Origin of the sequence: Pseudanabaena sp. UWO311, assembly GCF_006937785.1 — a bacterium.
Lineage (GTDB): Bacteria > Cyanobacteriota > Cyanobacteriia > Pseudanabaenales > Pseudanabaenaceae > Pseudanabaena.
The window spans coordinates 1-24,879 of record NZ_SJEE01000016.1; the positions used below are offsets into that span (position 1 = coordinate 1).

Genomic DNA, 24,879 nt, shown 5'->3' on the forward strand with positions numbered 1-24,879 from the left:
CAGTGAACCGTAAAATTTCAACATCTCCGTCTCAAGTTCTTCGCTGTAATAACCCAAAATTATTCCTTTTCTTTCTTTATCTGAGATTATCCTAATTTGCACAAGTTATTTGTTTTTCATTCCTTATGAGGATATCCCGCTACGCGGGATATCCTCATAAGTTTATTTATGCGTAGCTACTTAGTTAAAGAAAATGCGATAATTTTTAGCTATCAGTTATTAGCTTTATCATCGTGACTTCAATCCCCAAACGAGTTTTATTTATTAGTAACGGTCACGGTGAAGACCTAAATGCTTGTGAAGTTCTCAAAGCTTTACGGCACAAATATCCTGAGATAGAGACGATCGCATTGCCGATTGTTGGTGAAGGGAATGCCTATCGTCGGGCTGGTGTAGCGATCGCTACTCAGACCAAGATCTTGCCATCGGGGGGATTTGCCTATATGAGTGTGCAGAAGCAGATTGCAGATTTTCAATCTGGATTGATTAATCTGACTTGGCAACAAATTAAGGCGGCGAGAGAATGTGGCAAAACTTGTGATTTTGTGTTTGCGACAGGTGATGTAGTGCCTGCGCTATTTGCGTATTTAACGGGGTTGCCCTATGCCTTATTTTTAGTGTCATCATCAGCATTTTACGAAAACCGTTATGTTCCTCGCTGGCTGCAAGCACTAATGATGCGATCGCCACGATGTCGCCAGATTTTGACCCGCGATGCTTATAGTGCGGAACTGATTAGAAAAAGAGGCTATCAGAATACGAGCTTTGTTGGTTATCCAATTATGGATGTATTGGAACCGTCAGGCAAAGATTTGGCTTTGAGTCCTGATGTGCCTGCGATCGCCTTACTCTCTGGAAGTCGGCTACCTGAAGCTGCCGAAAATCTCGTATTACAGTTGCGATTATGTGTAGCGATCGCTCAAGAATTTGCTCCCAATCCTGTGCAATTCCGAGCTGCGATCGTACCGAGCCTGACACCCAAATTGCCTGAATTGGCTGCTCAAGCTGGCTGGGAATATGCCGATGGCAAAATGTATCATGCAAAATCAAATATCTATGTTCTTTGCTTCAGTGATGCTTTTGCAGATATTCTGCATCATTGTGATTTGGCGATCGGTATGGCGGGAACTGCTGTCGAGCAGATGGTCGGCTTGGGAAAACCTGTGATTCAAATCATGGGCAATGGTCCTCAATTTTCCTATCGCTTTGCGAATGCACAGGAACGTTTGCTAGGTTTATCAGTTCAAACGATTGGGAAGGAACCAGCTACTCCCCAACTCTTGCAAAAAGCGGCGCAATGCGTGAAACGAACTCTCAGCGATCGCGATTATTTGGAACGTTGTAAACAAAATGGAATGGAACGGGTTGGCGCAAAAGGTGGTTCTGAGAGATTAGCTGATGCGATCGCGCAAATATTGGCAAAGTCTTTTTAACCTATATTTGTCTGTATAACTCACCTTTACAGGATCTTAACCAGACAAATTCTGCATATTAGGCGCAATAGTTGTATTATTCAGAAAGTTTTTCCATAGTTGCCATAATTTAGGTTGTCATGCTAAAAGCTTCAGTATGATTACTAGTTAGGCGTTATAACACTTATCGCGAACTACCCGACACCTATGCAACTCAGTCCTCAAATCGCTGGTCTCATCTGCATTGTCATCGGACTAGGTTCCGCCTTCTACCTGCTCTGGACATTGAGGCAACAGCACATGTCAAAGCATTGGTACACGACAACGGGAGAGATTTTGGAAAGCAACATTGAAGAAGACTCTGATGGTTGGTATCCTCATGTTCGCTATGAGTATACTGTGCAGAGAAAGCGCTACGCGAGCGAGCGACTCTACTTTTACGCCGTTAACGGAAGTACTAAACGAGATGCTATGAAGCATCTTTCTCCCTATGCTGTTGGCAAGACTGTAACTATCTACTACGATCCAGTGAAACCAGAAGAGGCTGTACTCAACAGACATGTGCCTTTGTGGCGACATTTCTTTTTGCTTTTTTGTGCGTCGTTTTTGTTAATAGGCGGCGCGACGATGTTGCTTGGCTAAATATCCTGAATCCGTAAATCCTCTGTTTAGATGATTTTTGGGATGTTTGAGCGTGTTGCGTAACTCTTCCATTGAGCGGGTTGGAACGAGTTGGAGCAAAAGGTGGTTTTGACAGATTAGCCGATGCGATCGCGCAAATATTGGCAAAGTCTTGTTAATCTGTAAAATCCTCTCTGAGCGTGGATTTTACAGGTTCTAGCGTTAAGGAAGTAGTGTTTAACGCGGATTGGTAACATAAATCTAGAAGTTTTTAACTTCTGTTATGTCGGATTAATTGCATTTTTTTATATAACTTACCTATATGAAATCCTACTTGGTTAAGTTTCATGTATTACGCAAAATATTTGTGTTGTCCAGAAAGTTTCTGTATAATTACCTTAATTATGGTAACTATACAGAAACTTTCTGGATAATTATTAGTTAGTATTTCAAGTAGAACATTATTGTTTGGCATGAGGTTCAATGAAATCTGGTATGTGTGGTTACTGAGGTAGTGTAGGTTTAGTGACAGAAGATCACATTCCACCTCAGTGCATTTTTCCTAAACCACGGACTACTAGTCTTATAAAAGTTGATTGCTGTGAATCATGCCGAAAAGGTTGGTCGAAAGATGATGAGGAATTTAGGAGATTTGTTTGGTCTGCTGAAGGGGCAGAAAAACATCCATCATGTGACAAGGCAGTTGATAGTATTTTTTCTTCAATAAGAAGACTTGAGTCAAAACATTACAAAAATAGGGTTGTGAATAGCCTAGAAGATGTAGAGGCTTATTCAGAGGGCGGAATATTTCTAGGGATTAAACCAGCAACAAAGCTAGAATGGCATAGAATAGAAGGTGTACTAAAGAGAATAGTAAAAGGGCTTTTCTTTCTGAGGAACAGTCATTTAATTCCAAACGATCATGAATTGATAATTAAAATTCCTGATCTAGAACTTGGCAATGAACTTTCCCGCTTACCATTTGAGGAAATCGATAATATTTGCGACGGAATATTTCGTTATTGGTTATATGAGCAAAATGATGGAAGTTCCACTTCTCTTTGGCTAATGTCATTTTGTCAGGCTGTTTGGGCTCTCGGTTACATTCGCCCTGTGCGATCACCTATCCCTTAGAGTTCTTTTATGAAATAGAACACACCTTATTTTTGTTTTAACGAAAGCAATCTATGTAGAGCAGTTTCTAGTCAGTTACAATTCGAGCAGATCGAGTTCGGATAATCAGTGCACGAGAGGCAACCCGAAATGAGCAAAGGTTTTACGAAGATGGAGAATAATCAAGACCTAGAAGACGATTTACGTCCTGAGTACGACTTTAGCAGGATGAAGGGCGGTGTTAGAGGGAAATATGTCGAACGCTACAGAACAGGAACAAACATAGTATTACTTGATCCTGATGTTGCTCAAGCATTTCCAACTAGTGAAGCCGTTAACGAAGCACTTCGGCTGCTCATGCAAATTGCCCAAAGGCAGAAACCTAACAATGCTTTGGAGCCGACCTCTCAAATATAATCTTTAAAATCCAAAGGTTATATTTGTCAGCTCAACTGCATTGCTAAGCCAAACCGATAAGTCGATTGTTGTCGTGGTTTTTTAGAGAGTGAATGTAAAGTCTTTGACTAACATTCCTGGAACGAGAATACCGCCAAGCGATCGCGTTTCATAGGTTCCAGTGTTAGGAATAAATTCACGAAAATCTGTAAAAGCTTCGAGATTTTCACCGAGAAAGTCATAGATACTATCATCAAAACGTAGATTCTCAATTGGAGCGATAAACTCACCATTCTCAACCCAGAAACAAGCATAGCGAGTCATCCCAGTAATTCTACCGCCACTGCGATCGCTCCAATTGAGATAATGCAAATTTGATAGATAGAGTCCCGTATCTAACTGTTTGAGAATGTCGGACTCGGCTAAACTTCCTGCGGCAACTTCAGGCGATCGCATCGACTCACCTTCATCCGCACCATTGGCAACCTTGCTATATTCCTTCGCACTGCGAGAACTCACCAATGTGTTAACCAGTTTCCCTTCAGCAATAATAGATAAATATTCTGGAGCAATTTCTCCTAAATCGTTAAAACGAGGCACATTCCCATAGGTGAAGTTTTCACTAATAGATAGCAATGGCGAAAGAGTTTTCTCTTGATTTTTTAATTTCAATAGAGCGCTACTACTCTGCTGCAAACCTGATTCTCCCGCACTCCATGCCAAAAAGCCCAATAGCTCCGATGAAGCCGCAGGTGCAAAGTAAGTACGGTACTGACCACGCTCTAAAGTTTTACTTGGCTTTTGTAAGGCTACTAATTGTTGCTGAGAGCGATTAATCTGTAAGTTATAAGCCTCTGCTTCCCAATCTTTGCCAGCATAAATACCCTTAACCGCTTTTTCGCCTGAATCCGTCTGGACAAACATTGAATAATCAACAAAAAATGAATCCGTCGCAAACCAATGTCTTTGACCTGCGGAGTTCGCATTAGCGCGAATTACCGAACCTGAAGCATAGAAGCCTGTAAAATCAACATTATTCACTGGCGCGAGAATTGTAGCGATCGCATCTTCTGGATTCAACAAATTTCCTTGATAAACCTCGCGGCTGGAGCCTTGGTTCTCAGGAAGGACAAGATAAGGATTTTCAGGAATTTGTGCCACTTCTTGCCTGAGATATTCAAGATTAGCGATCGCATAAGCCATATCAACTTCGCGATCGCCTGTAAACGGAAACTTCGCAAAAGCTTCTCGCTGATTATAAATTAGCAAAATAGTCACATTCCCATCAGCGACCACTCCTGACTGTCGGACTTTAGCATGGTTAAATCTGGTGAATTGACTACGCTCACTCTCTAAGTTAATCGTTAAATGTTCACCATGATGCAGACTATCAATCAAGCGATCGGCGAGTTGATAAAATGCTTTTTCTAGAGACTGTTCTTCTAGATGTCTGCTCATCAAAAAATTAACTCCAAATAAATTAATTACAGCCTACAGAAAATTTTTGAAAGCGCCGCAAAGCGGCGCTTTCAAAAATTTTCTGTAGATTAAGTATAGGCGGCGCAAAGTGCCAACCATACTTATCTACAGCATAAATGTACGCGAATCAACACCTGAAGCATCGCGATTCGCCAGAAAATCATTCATCACATTGTCAGATTCTAAATTGCCATCCACCAAGTTAATAATGCGATCGGCAACATCAAGAATACGATTGTCATGGGTCACCATCAAAATAGTGATGTTTTCCTCCTTAGCCATTTTTTGCATCAAAGTCACCACATCGCGCCCAGATTTTTTATCTAGCGCCGCCGTTGGCTCATCGGCAAGGATTAAATTCGGACGATTGACCAAAGCCCTTGCGATCGCTACCCGTTGTTTTTGTCCACCCGACAAAGCATGGGGCTTATAGTCAATCCTCTCACCCAATCCAAGCTGAGTCAAAATTTCCGCAGATTTATTCGTTGCGATCGCATTACCAGCCTTATGGGTAAATAGATCCGTGGACATCATCACATTTTGTCTAGCCGTCAAAGAATGAAAGAGGTTATGCGCCTGAAATATAAAGCCAATATTTTTACGTATTTGCACCAATTTTTTAGGATTTAGCCCTTTTAGTTCCTGACCCAAAACTTTCAGACTACCATCTTGGATTGTCCGTAAAGCTCCAATTAAAGTTAGGAGCGTAGTTTTACCTGAACCCGAGGGTCCCGTCAGGATCACAATTTGCCCAGGGTAGATCTCTAGATTGATGTCAAATAAAACTTGCTTAAATAAATCTCCTTCTCCGTAATGAAAATTTAAATTGCGGATTTGGACTGATGGCTCGAAGTTAGCGGATAAAGACTGTGTCGTAGGATCTAGGTAGGTATCGAGCATAAGCTATGTCCTGTGAGCAAAATAAATAAAAAATTATAAGATTTATTCAAACTATCAATGAAGCTCTCAGACTATATTAATTATGGCAGGTGCATTTATTACCTGTGTACTCAAATCTACTTAATTATTTATTAAAGGTTCTAAAATTATGGCATCACGAACCTTAGTCAAAAATTATGTCGCACAATGGATGCAAATGGGCAAAACCGTAAGCTTGTCTACTCAAGGTGAACAAGTTCGGATCTATAAGATTTTGCAAGGGGAAAAATACTCACCTTCATTTAACCAACTTTGGGATGAAATTAGCACTACTAAAGCCCAAGAAGCCTATTTAAGTGGTACTGATCAAACCGTTAGTGAATTACTCAGCAATAAATGGGAAATTGTTGCTTGTGCCCGTTGCAACTTGCTTGTACCATCCATCGACATCGGTCCGAGAGTTCCCGTTTGTTGCCCCTGTAGTGATTTACCCACTCATCCCAACCTTGACTTGGTTGCTCCTCATAGACCAGTCACATTGGCATCACATCTTGACGATCTATGCGATCGCCTATCACAAAAATCAGAGAATCAAGATCAAGAAGCTCATGAAGAATCCCACGACGATACCTATACATCTGACGAAGAAAATACCCAAGCTATCCACAATCTCAGAACCTCAATTTTAAAACTCGTCAAATCTGACCAATCAGAATAATTTTCAGATCGATGATACTACTAGCACTTCTTACCGATACCATTTAAGAACTTAAAAATGTCTGATGTCGTAATTCGGGTCGAAAATTTAAGTAAAAAGTACATTATTGGTCACCAAAAGCAAGAACGCCATTCGTCTTTCCGCGATGTGATCACTAATCGGGCAAAGTCTCTATGGCAAGGACTGACCAGCGATCGCAAAGCAAACCTTGACGATCGCAGTGAAGAGTTCTGGGCACTCAAGGATGTGTCCTTTGAAATTAAGCAAGGCGATCGCGTTGGCATCATCGGACGCAATGGTGCAGGTAAATCCACTCTTCTCAAAATCCTCAGTCGTATCACCGAACCCACCTCTGGCAGGATCTCCATCAAAGGTCGAGTTGCTAGTCTTTTAGAGGTTGGTACTGGTTTTCATCCCGAATTAACAGGTCGAGAGAATATATATCTCAACGGTGCAATTTTGGGAATGGATAGATCCGAAATTAAGAAAAAATTTGACGAAATAGTTGCTTTTGCGGAAGTGGAAAAGTTTTTAGATACACCAGTTAAGCGTTATTCTTCAGGAATGTATGTCCGCTTAGCGTTTGCGGTAGCAGCGCATTTAGAGCCAGAGATTTTAATTGTTGATGAGGTATTAGCAGTAGGAGATGCTCAGTTTCAAAAGAAGTGTTTAGGCAAGATGGAAGATGTCGCAGAGAAAGAAGGACGAACAGTTCTGTTTGTTAGTCATAATTTATCAACTGTTCAAAACTTATGTTCTATGGGGATTTATTTACAGTTGGGAGAAATCCAACTTCAAGGATGTACAGAGCAAGTTATTGAAAAATATTTAGATGAAAGTCAGAATCAGATTAAATCATTAAACCTGAAAGATAGAAAAGATCGGAAAGGTACTGGCAAGGTAAAAATCATTGATTTTTTTATAACTAACCATGCAGGAAAAAGACAAGAGATATTAAGCTCTGGGGAAGACTATATTTTTGTTGTGGAAGTTGAAAAAAGCAACTCAATTGAGAAGCTAGATAATGTAGTATGCAGTATAGATATACTCGACTCTAAAGGAGATGTTTTCTTTCTAGTTAGATCGAATTTCACCAATCAAAATTTTAATTTGCATAACAAAACTTGCAGAATCGAATGTGAGATCAAAGATCTCAATATAGCTACAGGAGTATATAGTATTCAGCTTTTTCTCTCACATGCGGAAGTAGAGATTCTAGATTCTATTAAAAACGTTGCGGCATTAGTGGTTGAAGGTGGCGATTTTTTCGGGACGGGCAGTATTGGCTTGCCATCTCATTGTAAAGTGTTAACCCGTGCTTCTTGGAGCGTAACGTAAATTTTTTGTTACTATGACTAGCCTAAATACTCCAGTAGTTTTTATTATCTTCAATCGTCCAGATCTGACACAAATTGTATTTGATGCAATTCGACAAGCACAGCCTAAACAACTATTTGTGATTGCTGATGGCACACGTAATGAGACTGAATTAATCCTTTGTCAGCAGTCTCGTTCTGTAATTGAGCTAATTGACTGGGATTGTGAAGTATTTCGTAATTATTCTGAAGTTAATCTTGGATCTAGAAAACGAGTCAGTAGTGGAATAGATTGGGTATTTGAGCAAGTATCAGAAGCGATAATTTTAGAGGATGATTGTCTTCCCCATCCTTCATTTTTTAGCTATTGCCAAGAGCTACTAGCTTATTATCGGGAAGACAATAGGATTTGGTGCATAAGTGGTGATAACTTCCAAGATGGTCAATGGAGAGGAGATGGTAGTTATTATTTCTCAAATTATGCTCATTGCTGGGGCTGGGCTACTTGGCGCAGATGTTGGCAGAAGTATGATCGCAAATATACAAATTGGCTAAAATTCAACGATGGCAGATATTTGAGAGGTGTTTTAGATAGTGAATTAGAAATTCAATACTGGACAGAAATTTTTGGAAATCTATATAATTTAATCTGTGAATCTAAGTATCCCAATTGGGACTACACTTGGGCATTTACATGTTGGCAGAATCATGGATTAACGACTCTTCCGAATGTTAATCTCATTTCAAATCTTGGATTTAGGAGTGATGGTACAAATCTAACCAAGGAGTCAAAATTGGCGAATTTACCTATTGAAGATATTGGTCAAATTAAGCATCCATCCTTCACTGTGCGCGATCGCACTGCTGACGAATATACATTTGATCATGTATTTGGTGGTAAGGAGATGAGGGAATTAGCTTTAAAAAACAAGACATTGAGAGGTAAATTGATCAACAAATTAAAATTTTTTAAAAGCAAATTAAAATCCTTGAAAAGTTTATAAGACAGGGAATATGCGCCAGTTCCATAAATGATCTAACAAAGGCACCTAAAGATCTAAAGCAGATCTATATCACAAGATAACTATCTACATGATTTTCAGAGTGATGATATTATCAGTAATTCTTGGCAATACGATTTAAGGACGCAAAAATGTCTGACATAGTAATTCGGGTCGAAAATTTAAGTAAAAAGTACATTATTGGTCACCAAAAGCAAGAACGTCATACGTCTTTCCGCGATGTGCTCTCTAATGGGGCAAAGTCTCTATGGCAAGGATTGACCAGCGATCGCCAAGCAACCCTTGATGATCGTAGTGAAGAGCTTTGGGCACTCAAGGATGTGTCATTTGAAATTAAGCAAGGCGATCGCGTTGGCATCATCGGACGCAACGGCGCAGGCAAATCCACCCTCCTCAAAATCCTCAGCCGCATTACCGAACCCACCTCTGGCAGGATCTCCATCAAAGGTCGAGTTGCTAGTCTTTTAGAGGTTGGTACTGGCTTTCATCCCGAATTAACAGGTCGAGAAAATATATATCTCAACGGCGCAATCTTGGGAATGGATAGATCTGAAATCAAGAAAAAATTTGACGAAATAGTTTCCTTTGCGGAAGTAGAAAAGTTTTTAGATACACCAGTTAAGCGTTATTCCTCAGGAATGTATGTCCGCTTAGCGTTTGCGGTAGCAGCGCATCTAGAACCAGAGATTTTGATTGTTGATGAAGTATTAGCCGTAGGAGATGCTCAGTTTCAGGAGAAGTGTTTAGGCAAGATGGAAGATGTGGAAAAAGAAGGTAGAACTGTTTTGTTTGTCAGTCATAATTTAGGCGCGATTAGAACTTTATGCAAAAAAGGATTATATCTAAAGAAGGGTAAACTGTTAGGGAATGATAGTATAGAGAAAACCATCAGTTTTTATTTAGATTTAAACACAGCAGATAATCTGAGTTATTTCGCTAAGCAACATAAAGAGACTCCCTACATTAAAAAAGTTTGTGCTTCTCAGTCAATTAATCAAGCTAGTAAAAAATTTGCCATTGATCAGCCAATCACTATTCAAGTTAAACTAGAAAACTGCGAAAACAATGAATTTTTGGTCGGTATAGTTATTCGTAATCAACAAGGAATATGGGTACATCACTCTAGCGATGAATTTAGAGAACACAAAGAAGAACAGATTGGAAGTACAAATGCTAATCGAAATTGCATAATTCCTGCCTATGGACTAGGATCAGGTAAGTATCATGTTGATCTATGCCTAGCTCAAAGAAACTATGAGGAGTTTGACAATATTATAGATGCTTTAAATTTTGAAGTTGAATTTACTGGAAAAAGATCAAATCAGACAATCGATAGCGATTGGAAAGGAGTATGTGGACCAGGAATTCTTCTATGGCAATGATTTATTATTAGCATTAAGAGAAATACAAGAACAAATATGTTTAGTAACATTTCTACCAATTTAAAAGAAATTAAGAAAAGATTTTTCCTTAATAAAGACGACTTTATACTTAATCAAGTTAAACCATATACATTTTGTGGCTCAGAGAAACTTAAGAACTTAATGAAACTTGGGTATTATATCAATTCCCAAAATATTCAGGGTGACTTGGTTGAATGTGGCACATACAAAGGTGGCTCTGCTGCTGTCATTTCACGATATTTAGGTAGAGATAGACATCTTTGGCTTTATGACAGTTTTGAGGGAATGCCTGAAACATCTATTAAAGATGGCGAAAAAGCTAAAGAGTATGTTGGAGAAGGTATAGCATCAGAAGAGGATGTTTATGAAATCCTTAAATTAGTTAACACAGACCTAAGCCAAGTTACTATACATAAAGGTTTATTTCAGGAATCTTTCGCCGAAAAAAAACCTAAAAAAGTTGCTTTCCTACATTGTGATGCAGATTGGTATGAATCAGTACTACTTGTACTAAAAACTTTTTATCATCTCATTCCTGAAGGTGGAGTAATTGTTCTTGATGACTTCGGCTATTGGGAAGGAAGCAGAGAGGCTTTTTACGATTTTTGTCAAGAGTATGACATTAAACCACTTGTCGAACGTGTGTCTGGCGATCAACTTTTTTGGTATAAAGGTAAGACCTCAAATCGGTAATCATTAATGCAGAGAAAATGGCTGTTCAAATGGAATAAACCCAAAAAAGTATTGTGGTACTCTGAATCAGAATTTGATGAGGTATGGAAAAATAGAATTGCTGTAATGGCATCCTATATTAATATCTCTGGCACAGTGGCTGATTTTGGTTGTGGCTTGATGTGGTTGGAGCCACTTTTAAAACCAGAAAATAGTTATCTACCTATTGATTATATTTCAAGAGATAGTCGTACGCTAGTTATAAATTTGAACGTGGATTTAATTCCAGAAATCAATGCTGAGATAGCATTTCTAAGTGGGGTTTTAGAGTACGTAGAAGATGTAAATAATTTCATTTGTCAGCTAATCAATAGGAATTTCAAAAAAATTATATTGTCGTACTGTACCTTAGAAAAGTTTAGCAACCTAAATGGCAGAATCTCTTTAAACTGGATAAGTCACAAATCTATTTTTGAAATACTATACTTGTTCTCCAGCAAATACAACTTAGTAAATATTGATGATGTAAACGGCAATACAATTTTTGTTTTTGACCAAAAAAACGTATGAAAATCTGCTTATTTGATCCAAGTATTGAAAACAATGATTATTCATCAAGTTCAAATCTTGGTGATTTAATTATTCAAGAAGCTGTTAATCGAGAATTGATTAGCATATTTAATGAGTGTGAGATAAAAAGAATTTCAACTCAAACTTATTTAAAACAAGAGCAGATTAGAACATTTCACAATTGCTCACTTATTTTTGTTGGTGGAACCAATCTACTTTCTTCAAAGATGAATGAATATAGACAGTGGAAAATATCTCTATTTAATTCTTTCAGGATAAGTAATGCAATTTTGTTAGGAGTTGGGTGGTGGCAATACCAAGAAAATCCTAATCTATATACAAAGACTATTTTAAGATGTGCTTTATCTAATAAAGTATTACATTCAGTTAGGGATAACTATACTAAACTAAAGCTAGAATCCATAGGGATTAAAAATGTTTTAAATACTGGATGTCCAACTATGTGGCCATTAGCAGAGCTCAAACCTGATGAAATTGCATCGTCAAAAGCTGAAAATGTACTTTTGATGCTTACTGACTATTACCAAGATATTGATTTAGACAAAAAACTGATTGAAGTATTGGTAAGCCAATATAAAACCGTTTTTGCATGGCCACAAGGTAGAAATGACTTGGAATATATACGTAATTTCAACTTGCCAGTAGTGATACTTAAACACTCTCTAGAATCATTAGATGATTTTATAAAATCAGGAATTCAATTTGACTATATTGGCACAAGATTACATGGCGGTATTAGATGTCTTTTGGCGCGAAAAAGATCGCTAATTCTTGAGGTTGATAATCGAGCTAAAGAGATAGCTATTGATACTGGCATAACTACAGCACAAAGGAATAATTTTGACTATATAAAGCAATGGATAGAAAAACCATTAATTACAAAAATTAATCTGGACGTAAAACTAATTAATAAATGGAAAAGCCAATTCAATGCTAAACACGATTCAATATCTTAATCTCGGTTGTGGAGAGCATTTTCATAGCTCTTGGAAAAACATAAATTTTATATCTACAGGAAAAGATGTTATAGCGCACGACTTAAAACAAGGAATTCCCTTTGCTGATAATTCCTTTGATGTAGTCTATCACTCCCATGTGTTAGAGCATTTCCCTAAGCTAGACGCAGTAACATTTATTAGAGAATGCTATCGTGTGCTACGTCCTCAAGGAATCTTAAGAGTAGTAGTTCCAGATCTTGAGCAAATAGCCAGAATGTATTTGCATTGCCTAGAAAATGCCAGTATTAATCCTGAAGAATGGGAGCAAAACTATCAGTGGATATTATTAGAAATGTATGACCAAACAGTGAGAAATAAATCTGGTGGAGAAATGCTCAATTTTCTATCCAAACAAAACATCTCTAACCGAGAATTTGTGATCAAACGCTGCGGAGTTGAAATTGACAACTTTATAAATAATTCTCAAAAACAGTCTTTTTTAAAAAATAAGCCTGAAAATAATTTTAAAAAGTTCCTTAAGCATATTTATCGACTATTGCGATATTCTAATTACCGCCGTCAGGCAGTTCTCAATCTTATCCTTAGTCAAACAGAACTAGATGCGCTAGAAATAGGGCAGTTTAGACAAAGTGGAGAGGTTCATCAGTGGATGTACGATCATTATTCTTTATCTTGTTTGTTAAAAAAATGCGGATTACAAGAAATCACAAAACGAACTGCTCATGAAAGCTATATCCCTGAATGGACTAGCTTTAATTTAGATACAGAGCCTGATGGTTCTGTTTATAAGCCAGATTCTCTGTATATGGAATCTATAAAACTAGTCTTATGAAAATTTTACATATAAATCAATCTGATACCTCGGGTGGTGCTGCGATCGCAGGATATCGTCTTCATCAAGGATTATTAGGACAAGGGATTGATTCTAAGATGTTGGTGGGAATTGTTAAGACTGATAGCGATCGCATAGTGGCTGTTCCTCGTAAACCACGTACTGAAAATCTACTCAATCGTTTTACGAGGTATTCTGGGCTTAACTACATCAATCTTCTTAGCAGTTTTGATATTCCTAATCACAAATTTTATCAAGATGCAGATATTCTAAACTTTCATAATTTACATGCAGGCTACTTTAACTATTTAGCTGTTTCAAAATTAACTAAAACAAAACCTGCAATCTTTACTCTCCACGATATGTGGAGCTTTACTGGACATTGTGCTTATAGCTATGACTGCGATCGCTGGAAAATTGGCTGTGGGAAATGTCCTTATCCTGACACCTATCCTGCCATTTGTCATGATAGTACTCTCATTGAGTGGAAACTCAAAAATTGGATTTACAGTAAATCAAATCTAACTATCGTTACTCTCAGCCATTGGCTAACTGAACAAGCTAAAGCAAGTATGCTCAGTTGCTTTTCTATCCACCACATTCCTAATGGTATTGATACAAATGCATATCAACCATTAGATCGACATTTATGTAAGGCTGTTTTAGGTATTCCTCAAGATAAAAGAGTGCTTCTATTCGGTGCAGAAAGTCTTAAAGATAAACGAAAAGGTGGGGATTTATTATTAAATGCTTTACGGCAATTACCGAAATCTCTTAAAGCAGAGGTACTACTCCTGACTTTTGGCAATGGCAGTGAAGCGATTACTGCTGAATTGGGAATACCAACTATTGGCTTGGGATATATTAGCAGCGATCGCTTAAAGTCTATTGCTTATTCGGCAGCTGACCTGTTTATTTTCCCTACCCGTGCTGATAATTTACCTTTGGTATTACAAGAAAGTATGGCTTGTGGAACACCAATGGTTTCCTTTGATATTGGCGGTGTTCCAGACCTAGTAAGGCCGATGGTCACGGGTTATTTAGCAAAGACAGAAGATGCCAAGGATTTTTGTAATGGCATTGTGACGTTACTAGAAGATGATCAACTACGGCAAACCATGAGCGACAATTGCCGTGCGATCGCCCTTGCAGAATATCCTTTAGAATTGCAAGCAGAGCGTTATATCAAACTTTACAAAGAGATTTTGCTTTAAATCACAAAAGTAAGAGGCGGTGCTTTGCACCGCCTCTTACTGGACTATTCTATCAGAGCAATATGACTTGGCTTAGTGTGATTTGGCGCGATCGCATCGGCGGAACTCTCGATCATTTTGGTGGCAAAGTTGGGAACTAGTCCAAAAAACACGATGATCAGCGCGAGAGCGATCGCAGGAAATTTTTCTTGCCATTTCGCAAAGGGAAAATTACTGATCGGTGGTTGACTGGCAGCTTTTTCGACAGCAAGCCGTCCGAAAAACACGCGATCAATCATGATGAGGAAATAGACCGCAGTTAATCCAGTCCCAATCATACAGAGAAGCGTTTGGATTGGGAACACCGCAAAACTGCTACGGAAAATCACAAATTCAGCAATAAACCCAATCATTCCTGGTGTACCTGCGCTTGCCATGGCTGCCAAAATCATCAGCGAACCTGTAATTGGTAAACCACGTTCAGGATTGAGCAAACCATTGAGGGAGTTGATATCTCGGGTTCCTGTTTTCTTGTAAACAATACCCACCAGAATAAATAGTAGTGCCGAGATGAGCCCATGACTAACCATCTGAAAAGTAGCACCTACAAGTGACAAGGGCGTAGCAGCGGCTAAGGCGAGTAGGATATAACCCATATGTCCTACAGAACTATAGGCAACCATTTTCTTCATGTCAGTTTGAGCGATTGCGGTAAGACATCCATAAATGACACTGACCACAGCCCAACCAGCCAGAAATGGGGCGATCGCTTGCCATGCCTCGGGCAGTAACCCCAGTCCAAATCGCAATAGACCATAAGTTCCTAGTTTCAGCAGAACTCCTGCGAGTAACGTAGAAACTGGGGTTGAGGCTTCAACGTGAGCATCGGGTAGCCATGTATGCAATGGCACGATTGGAATTTTGATACCAAAACCAAGGAGTAGCAGAATTAGCAAAATTCCTTTGGTGGTTTTCGATACGCCTTCAAGATTTAAGTCTTGATAGTTAAAGGTAAAGGCAATATCACTACTGCCCAAAAACGCCATGCCAAAGAAAGCCGCTAAGATCAGCACACCTGAGATGGCAGTATAAATTAAAAACTTAGTAGCCGCATAGCCACGTTTTTCTCCGCCCCAAATCGCGATTAGTAAGTAGAGAGGGATTAGTTCAACTTCAAAGAACAGGAAGAAAAGGAGTAAATTTTGAGAAAGAAATGCTCCATTGACACCTCCCCCAAGCAGTAATAGCAGGGGAAAATAGAGTCGAGGACGTTGGACATCATTGCTGATATAGATAGCAACAATCAGCAATAATCCATTCATTAGAACTAGTGGGAATGATAGACCATCAACACCTAGCCGATAGGTTAGTCCGATTGGATCTAACCAAGCTAAGGATTCGCTTAATTGGATTGTGGATAGACTAATATCAAATTTGGTGATTAAGAAAATCGACCATCCAAATGTAGCGATCGCAATTCCTAATGATATTCGGCGTAGCTGCTGGGAGTCGAGGGCTGCTCCCACTAAAATGATAAGTAGTGTACCTGCGATCGGTCCCCAAACTAATGTACTAAGCATATTTGATTAAAAATAATAATTAAAACAATTAAATATTCAGTGCCGTTGGCACTGAATATTTAATTCAGACCATAAAAAGCAGCAAATCCGATCACAATTAAACCGATCATGATCGTCAGCACATACTGCTGTAACCTGCCTGTTACCGTATATTTCAAGCTTTCGCCACTAAAGATTGAGGCAAAGCCAACAAAGTTGACTGACCCATCGACTAAATAGCGATCAATCCAAGCCAAAAATTTAGAACCACCGCCCACAATTAAGACCACTGTGTATTTATAGATGGATTGGACATAGAGGTCATAGGCTAGCAAATCCTGCACAGCTTTCCATAACTGACGAGTAGGCTTGGGCAACATCGGTACTGAGCTACCAGTTTCGTAGGGTTTGATGTAGATATATGCACCTAATCCAAAACCTAGAAGCCCAGAAGCAGAAAGTACGACAGTACCCCAGATATCTACTGTATCTAAGTCAATATCTACGAATTCCCATGATGGTAACAAGATGGGCACTAGCAAAGTAATGATCGTTAGAGAGACTAATGGAAGTGCAACTGGCCAAGCAACTTCTGGCGCGCGGCGGGTTTTGGGCTGAGTGGGTCCAAGAAATACGAGTGCAAACATTCGCATGAGGCCAAAGGCAGTAATGCTATTGACTAATAAGGCGATCGCAATTAGCCAAGGATCACTATTCCAAAAGGTTTCTTCCCAGCGTAAGAGTGTCCAAAATCCACCAAAGGGAATCAAAGCCACTAAGCCCAATGAACCAATAGTAAAACCAACTAGACTAGCGGGCATTCGTGTTTTGATGCCGCCCATTTCGGTGAGATCTTGAGTCATTGTGGTCATCATCACAGCGCCTGAGCTGAGGAATAGTAGTGCTTTGCTGATGCCATGACTAAAGAGCAAACCCAATGCTAGATCGGGTTGTTGCATCCCCACCGCAATAAAAACTAGACCGAGGTAAGCACTGGTTGAGTGGGACAAAGCTCGCTTCATATCGATTTGGGCGATCGCGACTAATGATGTACCGATCGCTGTAATTGCGCCAATCACCACCGAAACTTCCGCCGCGACTGGGAACAGAGTTAGTACGGGCTGAAACTTAATCAAGACATAGGCTCCCGCGCCCACAACGACGGAATTTCGCAAAATCGAAGCAGGGTTTGGCCCCTCCATTGCCTCATCTAGCCATAGATGCAGTGGGAACTGGGCGCATTTACCCAGTGGTCCCGCAATTAGAGCTAGACCTAATAATGTGCCAAATTGTTGATTCTCAGCAAAATAGGCGATCGTTTGTGGTGCACCAGCCCAAGTTTTAAGATCGGAAAAATTCAAACTATCCGTAAGATTGGACAATGTAACTACAGCCATTAACAAAAATAAGTCGCCGACTCTCTTTGTCCAAAATGCATCTCTAGCGGCAGTTACTACTAGGGGCTGTGCATACCAAAATCCGACCAGTAAATAAGTTGATAGGGTGAGCATTTCGAGCAGAGCATAGCTGAAAAATAGTGAGTCACTAAAAGCAATCCCTGTGATCGCAGCTTCAAAAAAGCCAATTAAGGCGCAAAATCTGGCGATCGCCCAATCAGTTTCAAGAGAGCCTAGTCCATAGACCTGTGAGATTAGACTCATCACGGCAATCATCACTGCCGCGCCGACACTAGTCGTGGAGACATCAAAGGCGCAAGCAAGATTTAGATCAAAAGCTTGGAACCAAATAAATTCAAATTGTTGAGAAGGTTGTCCCCAAATTGATGTCAGCAGCCAACAGCTATGAACTAGTGCTAGTACAGTCATCAATATATTTAGGTAAGCCGCAGGACGGGGGCCTGATCGACGCACTATCCTTAATGACCAAGGGAGTGTCAGCACTGCGCCCAGCAAACCATAGCAAGGCAATAACCAAGCTGTTTCTAGGATCATTGATTTTACTATAGAGTTTTTACTATGTTTATCTTAAAATCTATTAGATATTCTAAGAGTTTACCGTAAAATGCTTTGCACCCCTTTGTTTAATCCAAGTGATTAATATATATGATTAATTCATGTGGTTAATTCATGTAATTAATGCATTTGAAAATAGCGATCTAATAAAACAAAGCGATTGCAGGCTTGTTGATGCCTTTTTTGCCATGTGGCGGGACTACGCGCAGTTTGCAACATTGTTAAATCTACGCCAAGCATTTTTAATTGTTTATCAATTTCCACTTGCAAAGATAAATTTTGCGGTGTTATCTCTAAATTAGTATTTATAAGATTTGACTGAAAAAATGTTTGAATTTCGCGATGCGATCGCAGCCAATCCTTAGCGATCGCAGGTGCAGGTTCTTTTTGGGAGGCGATCGCAATTTGCAATATTTCTAACTGACTTTGCAAATCATGAACTAAATCTAAATAATTTTGTGACAAGATCTTAGCAGTGAAATTTATCTGATACTACAACATTTGACTATAAATTTATCGCCAAGTGTATCGGCACATAAAAGCCATAGAGTGACGACGTGAAGCGTTGTCACTCTATGGCTTTTGTAAGTTCAGCATCTCTTTCTGGACATTCATACCAATGACTAATGCATCATTCAGCATAGAACTATACTGATCGGCTTGGTTCTTAACTTCTAAGGACTCTAATGCAATTAGATTTTGCTCAATATTATCAAAAAGCTGGTGATGACTACTTAAAAAGTTCCGATGCTCTCGGAGGATTTTTTCTGTAGTTAAGCCACAAATTAGACTATCTCTAGTTAGCTCAAGAGCTTGCAGTATATCTTCGCGATGATCGAGGTGCTGATCGCGATTTACGGATTGATTGCTAGCAGACTTTAGGCGATCGCAAATATCGATAGCTGCGATTACTTGATTATATTTATCCACTTCATCGAGAAGATGTGATAAACAAGCCATTTTTTTAGCTCTCTTCCAAGCAAACAGGTTCCAACCAGCAAACAGAATTAATACAAATGCGAAGACAAAAATGGCAAACCCAACTTGATCTTGACGATTATCTATGGGTCTCCCAAGAGATTGAAAGATCAAAATGCTAATTGGCAAACTGAAAATTGAAATTAAGAATATGATGATAGCTTCGTTCAGTAAAAAAGGAACCAAGCATTTTTTTCTTTGGAGCATAGAAATCCTATAAGCACTTCCAATAAATAAAAGGCTAATCTCTTTTCCTGTTACCCTCTCTAGATCCTGTTCGGTGATCTGCAAATTCCTAATGTCAGTTTGCATGGTTGTTTGGTATAGCTGTCGCCAAGTGTATCAAGAAATAAAACCCAAAATAGAGTTGCGGCGCTTCGCGCCGCAACTCTATTTTGGATTTTGGGTATAAGTTCAAATTTAAGAGACAAATAAATGCTTAATAGCATTCCAGACCGCCATATAAAAATTACCTTCACGCGGACGGAAAAGATCGAATTTGGAGCCAAAGGAGCCAAAAAATGGTCTGAGCGTCCAAGCCATCTGACTTCCAACAAAAGCATAAAGCCCTAGCCAAAACTTCAAAATCGATATCCGTACTTTGCGATTTTTGTCGATCGCTGTATCTTCTATCACTAAGCCTTTATCTGAGACAATAGTTTCCACTTTTGGCAGTAAAACTTGATAGAGAAAATAAACTCCAATAATTCCTGTTAACGTAAATATGACAACGTTTAACAACAGGAAAAAGAAATAGCTTTCTGTCGTAATCAAGAAGAATAAAGTGACTGGCGCGAAACCAAATAATAAAGTACTCGTAATAGTTACTGCACAAAGTAAAATCGCCGTATATTGACTCAGACGAGTTTTTGCACCGAAGTAAACATTAAAGAAATAGAGCGCAGGCAAGCAAATTGCTAGGGTAATAAGAAACAAAAATGGCAACTTAGCTGCCGAGGATAAAACCTGCATCCAAGAACTAACAGCACCGATCAATCCGCCATAAATCGCTAAAAATATGGAGCTACAAACTAACAAGCCAAATATTTTGGTGTTGACTTTGATGCCGTCATAGATTTCTTGAATGAACCGATCGCGATCGCTAAGTAAGTCAATAAGAACTGAAAAAAATGGCATAAAGTTATTAGGGCTGAAGTTAAACTTGATAACTCTGGACATTTTTTGAACAGTAAATGTTCCTTACAGTGCTTTGTGCTCAAACCCCAATCAAGAAAAATTTTGAAAGCATTGCGAAGCAACGCTTTCAAAATTTTTCTTGTGGCTCGTTTAATCGGCAATTGCTGTAAGTCATAAGTCCAACGATTAATAGCGTCGCTTCGCGACGCTATTAATCGTTGGAATAGAAAAAAGTTTTAATTTCGTAGGGCTTAAATGTAACTTTCAAGTGATTAGACTCCCCTTTATCTGTAGAAAGTAACGTGTTTTTGTTTTCCATCAAATCGCATTCCCAAATATTCTCTGCTTGCAATAAATCGAGTGAAATCTCTATTTCCGTCTCAGTTGTTTGCCCATGCGCCTCATAAAAACGCATAATCCAGCCTGATTGATCCTGCGATCGCTTAAAAGCCGAGAGAATAATATTGGGGGCAGAAACTTCTAAAAAACTTTGTCGCTTGTTTGAAATTAGTAAATTTGGAATTGGGGAATGTTGTAACACAAGAGGATTGTTTAGCTCTTGAGCCAGTTGGACAATGTTTGCTTCTCGCCAATCACCTTGATGGGGAACTAAGCGATAGGTAAATTCATGATGACCGCGATCGCTATTTGGACTGGGCCAGTTAGGACTACGCAGCAAAGTTAAACGTAAACAGTCAGGCTTTGCGTCATAGCCATACTTACTGTCATTGAGAATACTCAAACCAACCCCAGAGTTTGCTCCCGCCGCAGGCGGGAGCAAACTCTCTGGGATTGAAGAAACCGCAATATCTGCCCAATATTGGGCAGAGACTTCCCATTTTGCTTTTGATTCGAGTGTTTCGCCTAGCGTACTACGCTGAATCGTTCCCATTGGGATTTCGTAAGTAGCATAGGGCGATCGCCAATTCACAGGAAAGGCTACTTTGACTAAGGTATATTCCTCTTGCCACTCCACCCAATTTTTAACAGTAATAAATGGCTCAAAGGCTAATAGTTGAATCTCTTGAATAAAGGTTGAATTACGGAACTTTTGGACGGTGCGGACTGATACTTGTAGGCTACTATTGCTAGAAATCTCAATTGCTTCAAGCGTTGTCGATTCTAATTTTTTGTTTTCATAATTTGGATCAATATTCCATGCATCCCAATATTGTCCCTTGTCTTCAAAGAACTTTAGAGTGCTGGGTGATTGCAAGATCGCTTTTTGCGATCGCTTGTCAAATATTTGCCCGATCGCACCCATTTTAAGCTCAACCTCAACTTTAAGATATCTATTCTCTAGATAAAACTTTTCACTATCAGAAATAATACTTAAAGGCTCATTTGTCTCGACAATTCCTCCAGATTCCATCTCTGCAAATCCAAAGCTAGGAATATTCGCTAGCCAACAAAATGAACCGTCTGGCTTTTCGACTAACTGCGATCGCGACCAGTTGAGAAAATTCCATGCTTGCAAATTAGTGTTTTCTTGAATGTCACGGGGGAAAAGGCGATCGCAAATTTCTCTTGCCTCAGTCCATGTGCGATCGGCATCAGTAAATACTTCAGGAATTGATGTGCCAGTGAGAATATCATGAAATTGATTGAGTAATAATCCTTGCCAAGCATTCTCTAATTGAGTTTGAGGATAGGGAATATTTGTAATTAAAGATGCGATCGCACTATATTTTTCGGCATTGCCAATTAGGACTTCAATTTGGCGGTTTTGGCGTTTTTGTTCGGCTTTGGAGGTAAATGTGCCGCGATGAAATTCTAAATAGAGTTCATCTTGCCAAACTGGTAAATCTGTGGGTAATTTCTCTTTTAGATTTAATAGAAAATCCTCTAATGTGCTAGGCTGCATCTCAAAGAAGATGGGTGAATCCGCCCACTTGCGTCCCATGTCGAGCATATCCGCAGTTGGTCCCCCACCATGATCGCCAACACCATAAAGCCATGCAGTCTCAGGGATATCGTGGTTTTCTTCTTGAGTAGCAAGATATTTAGCGATCGCGACTGGCTCTAGTCCCAGCCCAATCTCATTACTAAAATAAGTAAAGATACGACTTCCATCCACACCTTCCCACCAAAAAAGTTGATGCGGGAATTTGTTAGTGTCATTCCACATTAGTTTTTGCGTGACAAATGCTTCAAAGCCACTTTTTAAGAGGATCTGCGGCACTTGCCAATGAAACCCAAAGGTGTCTGGCAACCATGCGATTTTGACCTCTTTATTAAATTTCCCTCGAAAATATTCTTGACCATAGAGAATTTGTCTAATTAAAGATTCTCCACTCGGCAAGTTCCCATCTGGCTCCACCCACATACCGCCGATCGGCTCCCATTTACCCTCGGCAACGGCAGATTGAATGCGGGCAAATAATTCAGGATATTCGCGTTCCATCCATTGGTAAGAGACAGCTGTACTTTGATTGAAGATTAATTCTGGGTATTGCTCTTGGATGTTTAAAGCCGATGTAAATGTGCGTTGCATTGCATCTTTAGTTTCTGCGATCGCCCATAACCAAGCCACATCAATATGCGAATTCCCCAGCATATAAATCTGGCGCTGTTTCAGGAATTCGCTATATTGCAGAAGCGGCTTGCGAATTTCCGCGAGATGCGCAAAGAAGCTTTCACTTGTAATCGATGCAGACATTGCGAATAGATTAATTAATCTGTTCGCGGCAGTTTCAAGAGCTAGCAAATCAACTTGATGCCTAGTAAAAATTGGGATATAAGTCTGGAGAATTTCTAATTCGATCGCTAACTGATCAGGATCGCATGGTTGACGCAAATATTCAAAGATTAATTCTGAAAGTTGCAATGCGCCTATGTCGTGTTTAGGACTATTTAGCTTGATCTCTAGGATAAATTCTTCATGAGGTTCCGCATAATCAGTTAACAAAATCCGACATTTTTGATCAAATAAATCTCCTTCTTGGACTTTACTGCCATTAATCCACACCTCGCAAATATCCACCCACCATATTAAATTTAGCCGAATAGTAGAGCCGATTATCGATAATCCAGCATAGCTGTCTGGCACTTGCCAAGCTTGCCTTAGATGAATATCTTCCTCGCATTGCAAGAAAGATACCATAGGCTTATTTTGCTTAGAGCTTACTGTTGGCAAAGTCTCCCAAGTACCTTGTTTATTTTCTCTTTGCCAATTGTCGAGTATAGATAAACGCGATCGCGATTTTAATTGTTCAATAACTTTAGTCAGACTTGTCACTAAATCAATCATTCTATCTATATCTCCCAATTCGAGTTAAACGTTACTTAAACCAGTTTACTCATTTAGACACCACGAATCTTTCGGTTACAGAAAATAATGATATAAACTGACGTGTTTTGCTGTATAGCCCACTCAGCTAGTTGTGATTGCGTCCAATACTGCCATCTTCCTTAGGGCTGTGCAATTTAATAAAGTAGCAAATATAAAACCAGAATTGGTGGGGCGGCTTCGCCGCCCCACCAATTCTCTAAAATCTGGAATGGTACTTTATTTATTCGCTTGACCATTACATGGAAAACAAGCCAGAGCAAAATTTTAAAAAGTGGTGTAAAGCAACACTTTTTAAAATTTTGTTCTGGTTTGTTTTAGGTGCAAAGCACTTTAAGCTGCTTTAGCAATCACAGTACGATGACGTGGTGTATTAGCGATGCTCGTTGGAGCCTCAAAACCTGCGGCAACTAATTCAGATGCGAGGTCAAAAGAGAAGTACTGATCGAGATATGGTTCCGTACTTTTGAGTAGAGTCAAAATATAGGGGGGCATTTTGACATAGATATCTGAATAGGGATTCATATCCATGAGTGCAAAGTGACCATTAGGCCGCAAAACACGGCGCATCTCCCGCAGGATTTGGCGAGAAGCCTCTTGAGGTAACTCGTGGAATAGCAGAAAGCAGGAAACAAAATCGAAGGAACTATCAGGTAATCCTGTTTGTTCGGCGGTGGCATGAATCCATTGTACTTGTTGATTTTCTGCTAATTCAGGATGTTTGGTACGAGTATTGTAATTTGCGATCGCTAAAAAATGTGGTGACAAATCCAGCCCAGTAATTTTGGCTTGAGGATAAGCGTTATGGAGCGCGAAAGTACTCATGCCCACACTGCAACCGATATCGAGAATATCCTGAGGCTGAGTGCTAATCTTTTCTTTCACAATATCAAAATAGCTCTGACGCAACCTCGCATCACCCTCAATTGGAGGTGTTTCATCCTTCCAGATGCGAGAGTGAACAGCATATGCCGCAGATTCTACTTCAGTTGCAGGCAACCAGCCAAGGTTACCTTCTTCATAAGCATGAAAAGGCTTAAGATAATATTCAGGATACTTTAAGTTTGGATTTCGAACCTGGATTAGTTCAGCTTCAAGATCTTGTTTTTGGAGATCGGCGGCAATTTGAAGCCAGTTTACGCCCATCGACTCAGCACGTTCGATCATCATTTTCCGAGCGCGTTGCTTAGCTATGTTAAATAAAGGCGCGATCGATAAAAGACCATTTACTAAACGGGAAGCTAGTCCAATTTTTGGGGTCGGATTTGAAGTTGCAACAGTCATAATTAATTTTAAAAATTTAATTCCTGAAATTAAAGCGTAACAGGATTAACTTG

Annotated in this window: 22 protein-coding genes; 13 read left to right on the forward strand and 9 right to left on the reverse strand. The window is 39.5% G+C overall.

Features of this window, described 5'->3' with window-relative positions:
- Positions 1–233: 233 nt before the first annotated feature.
- From PseudUWO311_RS13355 to PseudUWO311_RS13375, 4 genes are all read left to right on the forward strand, one after another.
- Positions 234–1,433 carry a lipid-A-disaccharide synthase-related protein gene (locus PseudUWO311_RS13355; protein ID WP_142655734.1) on the forward strand — a complete coding sequence of 400 codons (1,200 nt, stop codon included), beginning with the start codon at positions 234–236 and terminating at the stop codon, positions 1,431–1,433.
- A gap of 186 nt (positions 1,434–1,619) precedes the next feature.
- Positions 1,620–2,054 (forward strand): DUF3592 domain-containing protein, encoded by a 435-nt coding sequence (locus PseudUWO311_RS13360; protein WP_142655735.1) that lies wholly within the window; start codon positions 1,620–1,622, stop codon positions 2,052–2,054.
- Between the two features lie 504 nt (positions 2,055–2,558).
- Positions 2,559–3,167 (forward strand): hypothetical protein, encoded by a 609-nt coding sequence (locus tag PseudUWO311_RS13365; protein WP_142655736.1) that lies wholly within the window; start codon positions 2,559–2,561, stop codon positions 3,165–3,167.
- Positions 3,168–3,296: 129 nt separating this feature from the next.
- A complete protein-coding gene (locus PseudUWO311_RS13375) occupies positions 3,297–3,563 on the forward strand; it encodes a hypothetical protein (protein ID WP_142655737.1) in 267 nt (88 codons plus the stop codon).
- Positions 3,564–3,644: 81 nt separating this feature from the next.
- On the opposite strand, the gene PseudUWO311_RS13380 is transcribed toward PseudUWO311_RS13375, so the two are convergent.
- Positions 3,645–5,000, reverse strand: a complete 1,356-nt coding sequence (locus PseudUWO311_RS13380) for a TldD/PmbA family protein (RefSeq protein ID WP_142655738.1) — start codon at positions 4,998–5,000, stop codon at positions 3,645–3,647.
- A gap of 126 nt (positions 5,001–5,126) precedes the next feature.
- Complete coding sequence (locus PseudUWO311_RS13385; RefSeq protein ID WP_142655739.1) at positions 5,127–5,921, reverse strand: DevA family ABC transporter ATP-binding protein; 795 nt, start codon at positions 5,919–5,921, stop codon at positions 5,127–5,129.
- Between the two features lie 148 nt (positions 5,922–6,069).
- Here PseudUWO311_RS13385 and PseudUWO311_RS13390 point away from each other — a divergent pair, with 148 nt between their 5' ends.
- From PseudUWO311_RS13390 to PseudUWO311_RS13430, 9 genes are all read left to right on the forward strand, one after another.
- Positions 6,070–6,618, forward strand: coding sequence for a hypothetical protein (locus PseudUWO311_RS13390; protein WP_142655740.1), 549 nt, complete (start codon positions 6,070–6,072; stop codon positions 6,616–6,618).
- A gap of 57 nt (positions 6,619–6,675) precedes the next feature.
- Positions 6,676–7,956, forward strand: a complete 1,281-nt coding sequence (locus PseudUWO311_RS13395) for an ABC transporter ATP-binding protein (RefSeq protein WP_142655741.1) — start codon at positions 6,676–6,678, stop codon at positions 7,954–7,956.
- Between the two features lie 13 nt (positions 7,957–7,969).
- Positions 7,970–8,938, forward strand: coding sequence for a glycosyltransferase family 2 protein (locus tag PseudUWO311_RS13400; protein ID WP_142655742.1), 969 nt, complete (start codon positions 7,970–7,972; stop codon positions 8,936–8,938).
- A gap of 149 nt (positions 8,939–9,087) precedes the next feature.
- Complete coding sequence (locus PseudUWO311_RS13405) at positions 9,088–10,338, forward strand: polysaccharide ABC transporter ATP-binding protein (protein WP_142655743.1); 1,251 nt, start codon at positions 9,088–9,090, stop codon at positions 10,336–10,338.
- A gap of 36 nt (positions 10,339–10,374) precedes the next feature.
- Positions 10,375–11,052 (forward strand): TylF/MycF/NovP-related O-methyltransferase, encoded by a 678-nt coding sequence (locus PseudUWO311_RS13410; RefSeq protein WP_142655744.1) that lies wholly within the window; start codon positions 10,375–10,377, stop codon positions 11,050–11,052.
- 6 nt (positions 11,053–11,058) lie between these two features.
- The gene (locus PseudUWO311_RS13415) at positions 11,059–11,601 is read left to right on the forward strand and encodes a hypothetical protein (protein WP_142655745.1); all 543 of its coding nucleotides are present in this window, start codon (positions 11,059–11,061) and stop codon (positions 11,599–11,601) included.
- Complete coding sequence (locus PseudUWO311_RS13420) at positions 11,598–12,578, forward strand: polysaccharide pyruvyl transferase family protein (protein WP_142655746.1); 981 nt, start codon at positions 11,598–11,600, stop codon at positions 12,576–12,578. Before PseudUWO311_RS13415 ends, PseudUWO311_RS13420 begins: the two co-directional genes overlap by 4 nt.
- Positions 12,553–13,413 (forward strand): class I SAM-dependent methyltransferase, encoded by an 861-nt coding sequence (locus PseudUWO311_RS13425; protein ID WP_223807569.1) that lies wholly within the window; start codon positions 12,553–12,555, stop codon positions 13,411–13,413. The genes PseudUWO311_RS13420 and PseudUWO311_RS13425 overlap by 26 nt, the downstream gene beginning before the upstream one ends.
- Positions 13,410–14,627, forward strand: coding sequence for a glycosyltransferase family 4 protein (locus tag PseudUWO311_RS13430; protein WP_142655747.1), 1,218 nt, complete (start codon positions 13,410–13,412; stop codon positions 14,625–14,627). The genes PseudUWO311_RS13425 and PseudUWO311_RS13430 overlap by 4 nt, the downstream gene beginning before the upstream one ends.
- Positions 14,628–14,671: 44 nt before the next feature.
- Here PseudUWO311_RS13430 and PseudUWO311_RS13435 read toward each other — a convergent pair whose 3' ends face one another.
- From PseudUWO311_RS13435 to PseudUWO311_RS13465, 7 genes are all read right to left on the reverse strand, one after another.
- Positions 14,672–16,186: an NADH-quinone oxidoreductase subunit M gene (locus PseudUWO311_RS13435; protein ID WP_142655748.1), complete on the reverse strand. Its 1,515-nt coding sequence runs from the start codon at positions 16,184–16,186 to the stop codon at positions 14,672–14,674.
- A gap of 59 nt (positions 16,187–16,245) precedes the next feature.
- Entirely contained in the window at positions 16,246–18,117 is a 1,872-nt protein-coding gene (locus PseudUWO311_RS13440; protein WP_142655749.1) for an NAD(P)H-quinone oxidoreductase subunit F, read from the reverse strand.
- Positions 18,118–18,258: 141 nt separating this feature from the next.
- Complete coding sequence (gene patD, locus PseudUWO311_RS13445) at positions 18,259–18,603, reverse strand: heterocyst frequency control protein PatD (RefSeq protein ID WP_142655750.1); 345 nt, start codon at positions 18,601–18,603, stop codon at positions 18,259–18,261.
- 108 nt (positions 18,604–18,711) lie between these two features.
- The gene (locus PseudUWO311_RS13450) at positions 18,712–19,428 is read right to left on the reverse strand and encodes a hypothetical protein (protein WP_142655751.1); all 717 of its coding nucleotides are present in this window, start codon (positions 19,426–19,428) and stop codon (positions 18,712–18,714) included.
- 108 nt (positions 19,429–19,536) lie between these two features.
- Positions 19,537–20,295: a hypothetical protein gene (locus PseudUWO311_RS13455; RefSeq protein WP_223807570.1), complete on the reverse strand. Its 759-nt coding sequence runs from the start codon at positions 20,293–20,295 to the stop codon at positions 19,537–19,539.
- A 169-nt stretch (positions 20,296–20,464) separates the two neighbouring features.
- On the reverse strand, positions 20,465–23,503 hold the full coding sequence (locus tag PseudUWO311_RS13460; RefSeq protein ID WP_142655752.1) for an alpha-mannosidase: 3,039 nt from the start codon (positions 23,501–23,503) through the stop codon (positions 20,465–20,467).
- 372 nt (positions 23,504–23,875) lie between these two features.
- Positions 23,876–24,826, reverse strand: a complete 951-nt coding sequence (locus PseudUWO311_RS13465; protein ID WP_142655753.1) for a class I SAM-dependent methyltransferase — start codon at positions 24,824–24,826, stop codon at positions 23,876–23,878.
- Positions 24,827–24,879: the final 53 nt, after the last annotated feature.